6 protein-coding genes are annotated in these 7,537 nt (G+C 61.3%); 4 read left to right on the top strand and 2 right to left on the bottom strand.

Features of this window, described 5'->3' with window-relative positions:
* A partial coding sequence (locus tag AAAB35_RS17825) for an SDR family NAD(P)-dependent oxidoreductase (RefSeq protein ID WP_340669615.1) occupies positions 1–239 on the bottom strand: 239 nt, incomplete at its 3' end.
* Positions 240–309: 70 nt separating this feature from the next.
* The gene (locus tag AAAB35_RS17820; RefSeq protein ID WP_340669614.1) at positions 310–951 is read right to left on the bottom strand and encodes a TetR family transcriptional regulator C-terminal domain-containing protein; all 642 of its coding nucleotides are present in this window, start codon (positions 949–951) and stop codon (positions 310–312) included.
* Positions 952–1,183: 232 nt separating this feature from the next.
* Between AAAB35_RS17820 and AAAB35_RS17815 the strand changes: the two genes are divergently transcribed.
* The 4 genes from AAAB35_RS17815 to AAAB35_RS17800 all read left to right on the top strand — a co-directional run.
* Complete coding sequence (locus tag AAAB35_RS17815) at positions 1,184–3,283, top strand: FAD-dependent oxidoreductase (RefSeq protein ID WP_340669613.1); 2,100 nt, start codon at positions 1,184–1,186, stop codon at positions 3,281–3,283.
* Between the two features lie 7 nt (positions 3,284–3,290).
* Entirely contained in the window at positions 3,291–4,577 is a 1,287-nt protein-coding gene (locus AAAB35_RS17810) for an MFS transporter (protein WP_340669612.1), read from the top strand.
* Positions 4,574–6,592 (top strand): CocE/NonD family hydrolase, encoded by a 2,019-nt coding sequence (locus tag AAAB35_RS17805; protein WP_340669611.1) that lies wholly within the window; start codon positions 4,574–4,576, stop codon positions 6,590–6,592. Before AAAB35_RS17810 ends, AAAB35_RS17805 begins: the two co-directional genes overlap by 4 nt.
* A 55-nt stretch (positions 6,593–6,647) precedes the next feature.
* On the top strand, positions 6,648–7,537 hold an 890-nt coding region (locus AAAB35_RS17800), incomplete at its 3' end, for an ABC transporter permease (protein ID WP_340669610.1).

Here is a 7,537-nt window from a genome sequence, read left to right as displayed (position 1 = left end):
TCGATTTCGTCGCGCCTGGAGATATCCAACCGGACCGGCAGGACCTTCCTTCCCATGGCCGAGATTTCAGCGATCAAATCCGATGAACCGGAAACATCGCGCAAACCTAGCACGATGTCGGAGCCGGCGGCGGCGCAGGCGAGTGCGCAGGCCTTGCCTATCCCGCGCGATGCCCCCGTAACCAGGGTTACCTTACCGCCAAGACTGAAATCGGGTGCATGTCCGCTTGCCGCTGTCACGACTTTGTCCTCCTGTCCCACCGAACGACAATAGCATGCGTGCACTGGATCGGCCTATACACCCGGCTCGTCAGGCGAAGGCGCCGAGTTTCAAGCCCTTTATCCAGTTCTTGCCAATCTGGATCCCTTCCTCCGGCTGAAATGCTTCCGGATTCAAGCACCATGCGAGCCAAAGCCCATCCATGAGCGCCGTGAAACCAATCGCAGCAAGCCGCGGATTCTCTATCGTGACGCCTTCCGCGGCCGCATAGTCGGCGATCAGTTTCTCAACGGTGATGACATAGGCGGTGTACTCGCCCTTTTGCGACGCACTCATACGTGGCGAGTGCAAGATCAGGCCCCAAAAGACCACCCACACGCCCAGCACGTCGCGGTCGAACAATGCGGGCGAGAACGAGTTCTCGACGAAGGCTTCAAGCCTTGCCTTGGGGTCCGCCGGAGCGTGGTCGACAGCATTCATGACCGTGCCGAGCATGCCGTTGGCCATGAGATCAAAAGCATGTGCCACCAATTCGTTGATCTCGCCGAAATGATGGGTGATCAACCCTTGCGTAACGCCGGCTTCCATGGCGATCTGCCGCGCCGAAACGCCGGCATTTCCGTGCCTGACAATGCAGCGTAGCGCGGCTTCCGCCAATTGCCTGCGGCGGTCCTCCGGAGCCTCGCGCCTAAAGCCGGCTCGGGCTTTCACACCTGATCTGGGCCTTGCCAAAATTACCTTCCCGTCGCGTTTGTCACATCGAGGATTTGCGAGCGCTCAAGAGCGATTATTTTTGCGCCGCGACTCACTCATGTCGATATAACTATCAAAATAACTTAAATAATTCAAATACTAATAGAGATATTATACGACCATATAATTTTTCTTGCCGAACGCGCAATTCCTGCATATCCTTTTTCCAACGATCCGCCCCAGATGCGGACAATGGGAACGAGGTTTTGGCATGAAGCGGGATCCCCGATACGACGTTCTGTTTGAGCCGGTGCAGATCGGCCCCGTCACCGCGCCTAACCGTTTCTACCAGGTACCGCATGCCAGCGGCATGACCAACGCCCTCCCCCGCGTTCGCGCGGCCTTTCGGGAGACCAAGGCGGAGGGCGGCTGGGGCGTGATCTGCACGGGTGCCTGCTCGACCGATCCAAGCTCGGACGATTCGCCCCTTCCTTTCGCAACGATGTGGGATGCCAATGACATCCGCGCCCACGCGATGATGACGGAGGCGGTTCACCGTCATGGTTCGCTGGCCGGCGTCGAACTCTGGCATGGCGGCGCTTCCGTGATGAACAGGACCAGCCGGATTCCGCCACTGTCGCCCTCTGGCATTCCCTGGATGGCGACGCATGTCGGGTTCATGGGCAATGCGCGGCCAAAGACGATGGATAAATCGGACATACGCGACGTGCTGCGCTGGCAGGCGGAAGGTGCGCGCAAGTCGCGCACGGCGGGGTTCGACATCGTCTACGTCTATGCCGGGATGGGCTATCTCGGCTACGAGTTCCTGCTGCCGGAATACAATCATCGCACGGACGAATATGGAGGTTCAATGCAGAACCGTATCCGCTTCGTGCGCGAATTGCTCGATGTGACGCGCGATGCCGTCGGCAAGGATTGCGGCGTCGCTCTGCGTATCAGCCTTGAAGAGCTGCGCGGCCGTCCAGGCACGAACCAGCCCTCCGAAGCGCACGAGGTCATCGAGCTTCTTGCCGACAGCGCAGATCTCTTCGACGTCAAAATGGATTCGAGCCCGACCGACTGCTCGGCGTCGCGGTTTACTGGCGAAGGCAGCCACGAACCGGTGATCGACTTCGTCAAGTCGCTGACCAAAAAACCGGTCGTCGGCGTCGGTCGCTTTACGTCGCCTGACACGATGGTTTCGCAAATCCGGCGCGGCGTTCTCGATCTCATCGGTGGCGCCCGGCCCTCGATTGCCGATCCCTTCCTGCCTTTGAAAATCAAGGAAGGCAGGCACGACGAGATCCGCGAGTGCATCGGCTGCAACATCTGTATTTCGAGCTGGCACGACGGCGTACCGGTCCGTTGCACCCAGAATCCGACGGCCGGCGAGGAATGGCGGCGCGGCTGGCACCCGGAGCGTGTCGAACCGGCAGTCAAGGCTGAGAAGGTGCTGATCGTCGGTGGCGGTCCCGCGGGGCTTGAATGCGCGCTCACCCTTGGTCGCCGCGGCCATGAAGTAACGCTCGCCGACAAAGGCACAAATTTCGGCGGCCGCCTGACCTTCGAGACGCGACTTCCCGGCCTCGCCGCGTGGGGACGGGTTGCTGAATACAGGCTCGGCCGTCTCAACGAAATGACCAACGTGTCGATGTATCTTGAGAGCGATCTCGGGGTCGACGAGATCATCGATCTCGCGCCCGATCATCTCGTCCTTGCCACCGGCGCGCGCTGGTCGCGCATGCTTTACTCGTCGATGGAAATACCCGTCGGCGAGTTGGACCACCCACGAGTCTTCACGCCCGACGACATCGCTGCGGGGCGCTTGCCGGAAGGGCCGACGCTGGTCTTCGATTTCGATAACTACTACATGGGCGGGGTCCTGACTGAGCATATCGCGCAGCAGGGCAACGACGTTACCTACGTTACGCCAGCTGGCCAGGCGTCCGCATGGACGATCATGACCAACGAATTGCCGCTGGTGCACCGCGCCTTGGCACGGCGCAATGTTCGTGTCACGACGCTGCACATGCTCACGGCATTCGACGGGGCAATGGCGACGCTTACCCATCTTTTCACGGGCGAAACCGTCCGGATCAAATGCAGGTCCGTCCTTATCGTCGGCCTGCGCACGCCGCGAAGCGAGCTCTTCGAGGCGCTGACGGTGAGGCGCGACGATGTCGCCGCACCGGGCATAAGGAGCATTCGCCGCATTGGTGACGGCCTTGCCCCGGGTGCAATCGCCCATGCGGTGCACAGCGGCCATACTTGCGCCCAGGAACTCGGCGGCAAGCAGTACGCGCCCTATCGGCGTGACACGCCGATCGTCGATGCCGAGACCGAATTCAAGCCTCGCGCAGCGGCTGAATAGGCCGGCTATGACCGAGCGCCCCACCCTTTCCCCCTGGTCGATCGCCTCGCCGCTGGCCGGCGGGGCGCTGCATTCCGCGGGCTCGGGGCTATTTCATACGCTGCTGCCGCTGCGGCTCGTCGAGAACGGCTACGGCGCCGATGCGGTCGGCCTCGTGGTCATGGCCGAAGGCGCTGGGTTCCTTCTCGGCTGCATCGGTTCGGTCCGTCTCATTCGCTCGGTCGGAGAGGTTCGCGCCTATGCCGCGCTCTCCGCTTCATCGTCCGTGCTGGTGCTTGCCCTAGGGACGGGACCGGAACTCGCCGTAATGATGGCAATTCAGGCGGTCGTCGGTTTTGCCAATGCCGGCCAGTCGGTCGTGATCGAAAGCTGGCTCAATGCGATGGTGCCCAATGAGGGCCGCGGCCGGGTCCTTACGCTCTACGTCTTGGTCCTCGGGCTGTTCTACGGCCTTGGACAGTTGCTTGCGCGGGATATTGCTCCTGCCGGCAATGCCATGCTTATGATTACTGCTGCCTTCTACGCACTGGCGCTCGTGCCGGTGACCGCAATCTGGGTCGGGGAGCCGCAGCTTCATGCACCCATGGGCATTGATCTACTCGGCGCGTTCCGCACTTCACCGCTCGGCGCACTCGCCTGCCTCCTGACCGGGCTCGTTTCCTCCACCTTCTCCAGCATCGGCCCGCTTTACGGATTGGAGCTGGGGTTCAGCCAGGACAGGATCGTCATCCTGATGGCGGCCGTCGCCCTTGGCGCCTTGTTCCTGCAGTTCCCACTCGGCTATCTCTCCGATCGCCTCGACCGGCGCGCAATGATGTCGTGGCTTGCGGTAATTCTCGCCGGCGTGTGCGGGATGTTCCTTCTCATCGACAGCAACACGCCGCTCTGGGCATTCCTCATCCTGTTTTCAGTCTTTGGCGGCATTTCGGAAATCTTCTACCCGCTCGGCGTCGCACACGCCAATGATAGTGCCTCCACATCGCAGTTCGTGACGTTGTCCTCGAACTTGCTGTTGATATGGGCATTGGGTGGCACAATCGGACCGGCCGTTGCCGCGACCGGTGTCGAACATCTCGGTGCGCATTCCTTCTTCTGGTACGCCATTGGGCTTTCCCTGGCCTTTGCATGCTTCGCGTTGTGGCGGCAGTTCAAGCAGCCTGTCGTTGGCACGCGCGAAGAGTTCGTCACCTATCCGCAAACTTCGCCGGCCATCTACGAATGGGTGCCGCACAAGGAGGTAAGCACCCTTTCCGAAACACCCAGCCCGGACTCGAGCGAGATACCCAAGCCATGACGCGCGTCATCGAAACATTCCCGCACAAGGTACGTTGTATCGACCCTGTCATTATTCCGATGCCGGACGGAACGCGGCTTGCAGCGACGATCTGGCTCCCCGACGATGCGGAGACAAGGAAGGTTCCGGCAATCCTCGAACTCATTCCTTACCGGCGCCGCGACGGTACCGTCTTTCGCGACCTGAAGATGCATCCATACCTCGCCGGTCATGGCTTCGCGTGCTGCCGGGTCGACATTCGCGGTTCGGGCGACTCGGAAGGCCTCCTCACCGACGAGTACACTGAGCAGGAACTCGATGACGCCTGTGCGATCATCGACTGGCTGGCAGGCCAGTCCTGGTCAACGGGAGCGGTGGGCATGACCGGCATTTCCTGGGGCGGTTTCAACGCCTTGCAGGTGGCCGCACGCCGGCCGGCGGCGCTGAAAGCAATCATTGCGCTCTGCTGTTCGGACGATCGCTTCGCGGACGATGTGCACTATTTCGGCGGCTGTCTTTTGACCGAAGATGCGATGTGGTCGTCATTCATCCTCGGACTTGGCGCACTGCCGCCGGACCCGCAGATCGTCGGCGATCGTTGGCGGGATATGTGGAAGGAGCGGCTTGAAGCGACTCGATGCTGGTCGTCGGAATGGATGCGGCACCAGCGCCGCGACGCCTATTGGAAGCGCGGCTCGGTGTGTGAAGACTTTTCCGCAATCGAAGTACCGGTTTATGCGATCAGCGGCTGGGACGATACCTATTCCAATGCGGTGCCGCGGCTGCTCGAAGGTTTGAGCGCTCCTTGCAAGGGTTTGGTTGGCCCGTGGACGCACGCCTATCCGTTCCTCGGCGAGCCGGGCCCTGCCATCAACTACCTTCAGGAAGCAATCCGCTGGTGGCGATACTGGCTCGAAGGCGTCGACACCGGTATCATGGATGAGCCGAAATACACGGCATGGATCAACGCTCCGCACGCGCCGGCCCCTTTCTACGACGAACATCCGGGATATTTCGTTGCCGAGCCGTCCTGGCCTTCGCCGAACATCAAGGAAAGCCGATTCTACCTCAATCGAGGCGCCCTCGAGGAAGTCGCGCTGAGCGGGGCGGCGATGGTCTTGCGCTCGCCTGTGACGGCGGGGCGCGATTGCGGCCGCTATGGCGGCTATGGCGGCATTGTGCCCGACCTTGCCATCAACCAGCGCCGCGAGGATGGGCTCGGCCTTCAGTTCGAAACCGCAGCGCTAACGCAAGACATCGATCTTCTCGGCGCGCCTTGCATTTCGCTGGTCCTCACCTCGGATTCACCGCAAGGGTTCGTGGTCGCACGGCTCTGCGACGTTGCCCCCGATGGCACGTCGACCCTTGTCACCTGGGGCGTCTTGAATCTTGCCCATCGCAACAGTCACGAGCACCCGGAACCCGTCATTCCTGGTGAGCCCATCGCCATGCGTGTCGAACTCAACCACGTCGGCCGGCGCTTTGCTGCAGGCAGCCGTATCCGCCTCGTTCTTTCCAACCAGCACTGGCCGATCCTGTGGCCGTCACCGACCATGCCGACTTTCACAATCGAAGCCGGCGTCTCTAACCTTTCATTGCCGCTGCGTCACGCGCCGGCAAATGATGTTCATCCAAGCTTCACTGCGGCCGAGATCGCAACGCCGGTGCAAATGATCGAACTCAGCAGCGAAACGCATCGGCGCGACATCGCCATCGACGTTGGGGCGCGCAGGGAGACGATCACACTTACCAGCGATTTCGGCAGCCAGCAGCTTACGGACCGGGCCATCCTCACCTCGGCCTGTGTCATTGACGCGATGGAGATCGTTGATGGAGACCCGCTGTCGGCAAGGCTCGAGACCGGCTGGGTGCTTGGTTTCAAGAGCGGCGATGCCGACACCGAAACGCGATCATCGGTGACGCTCACGGCGAATGCCGAACGGTTCCGCCTGCAGTGGCGGCTCGAAGCCTACGAAAAAGACCGACTGATCTTCGAGCGGGAGGGGGACGAATGGATCGACCGCGATTACCTGTAACTCCCGATCCAGCGGGAACTCATTCTGGGCCCGCGCTTTCGTGGAGGGTCAGCCGGTGACGAGCTTCATCATGCGTCGCATCGGCCTCGCCGCAGTCATCCTCCTGGTCGTGGCGATCTTGTTGTTTTCGATGATGCATCTTATCCCGGGCGATCCCACCGTGGTCGCACTCGGGCCCCGCTCAACGCCGGAAATGCGCGAGGCGTTTCGCGAAATGATGGGGCTCGATCAGCCCCTCCTCAAACAGCTCGCTCTGTTCCTCGGCCGCCTTGCCGAAGGCAATCTCGGCGAAGACGTGTGGAGCAAACGGCCCGTTCTCACCATGATCTTCGAGGTTCTGCCCTATACGGCCACACTTGCCGTCGCGAGCTTTCTCTGGGCGGTAACGCTCGGCATATCGCTCGGCTGTCTCGCCGTCGTTCATCACGGCAAGTGGCCGGATTGGCTGATTGGCATCCTCTCCGTCGGCTTCGTCGCCGTCCCCTCTTTCGTCGTCGCACTTTACTCACTGCTGATCTTTGCGGTGAGTCTCAACTGGCTGCCAGCTATCGGCGCCGGGACGGCCGGCGATATCGTCAGCCAGTTGAAGGCGCTGGTCCTGCCATCCTTCGCCATTGGCCTTGGCTGGGTCGGCTATGTGGCACGGCTGGTACGGGCCGCAATGATCGAGGCGATGGGTGAAAACTATACGCGAACGCTCCGATCCTTCGGTGTTTCCGAGCGCCGGATCATTTATCGATACGCCCTGCGCCAGGCTCTGATTGCCGTCCTTTCCGTGATCGCGATCGGGTTTGGCGGCCTGCTTACGGGTTCCGTGTTCGCCGAGATCGTTTTTTCGCGACCCGGCCTTGGCAAGATGACCTATGACGCCGTGATGTCGCGCAACTATCCGCTGGTGATGGGAACCGTGCTTGTCACGTCGACCCTCTACGTGACCTGCATGAT

This window comes from Phyllobacterium sp. (assembly GCF_037994425.1).
In the GTDB taxonomy this organism is placed as follows: Bacteria; Pseudomonadota; Alphaproteobacteria; order Rhizobiales; family Rhizobiaceae; genus Phyllobacterium.
Note: the sequence above shows the minus strand (reverse complement) of the source record. Positions and strands in the feature narration are given on the sequence as shown.

Bases quoted from the DNA above. Each gene is read 5' to 3' on its own strand.
- AAAB35_RS17810 (WP_340669612.1), top strand. From the start codon at position 3,291: ATGACCGAGCGCCCCACCCTTTCCCCCTGGTCGATCGCCTCGCCGCTG.
- AAAB35_RS17805 (WP_340669611.1), top strand. From the start codon at position 4,574: ATGACGCGCGTCATCGAAACATTCCCGCACAAGGTACGTTGTATCGAC.
- AAAB35_RS17815 (WP_340669613.1), top strand. From the start codon at position 1,184: ATGAAGCGGGATCCCCGATACGACGTTCTGTTTGAGCCGGTGCAGATC.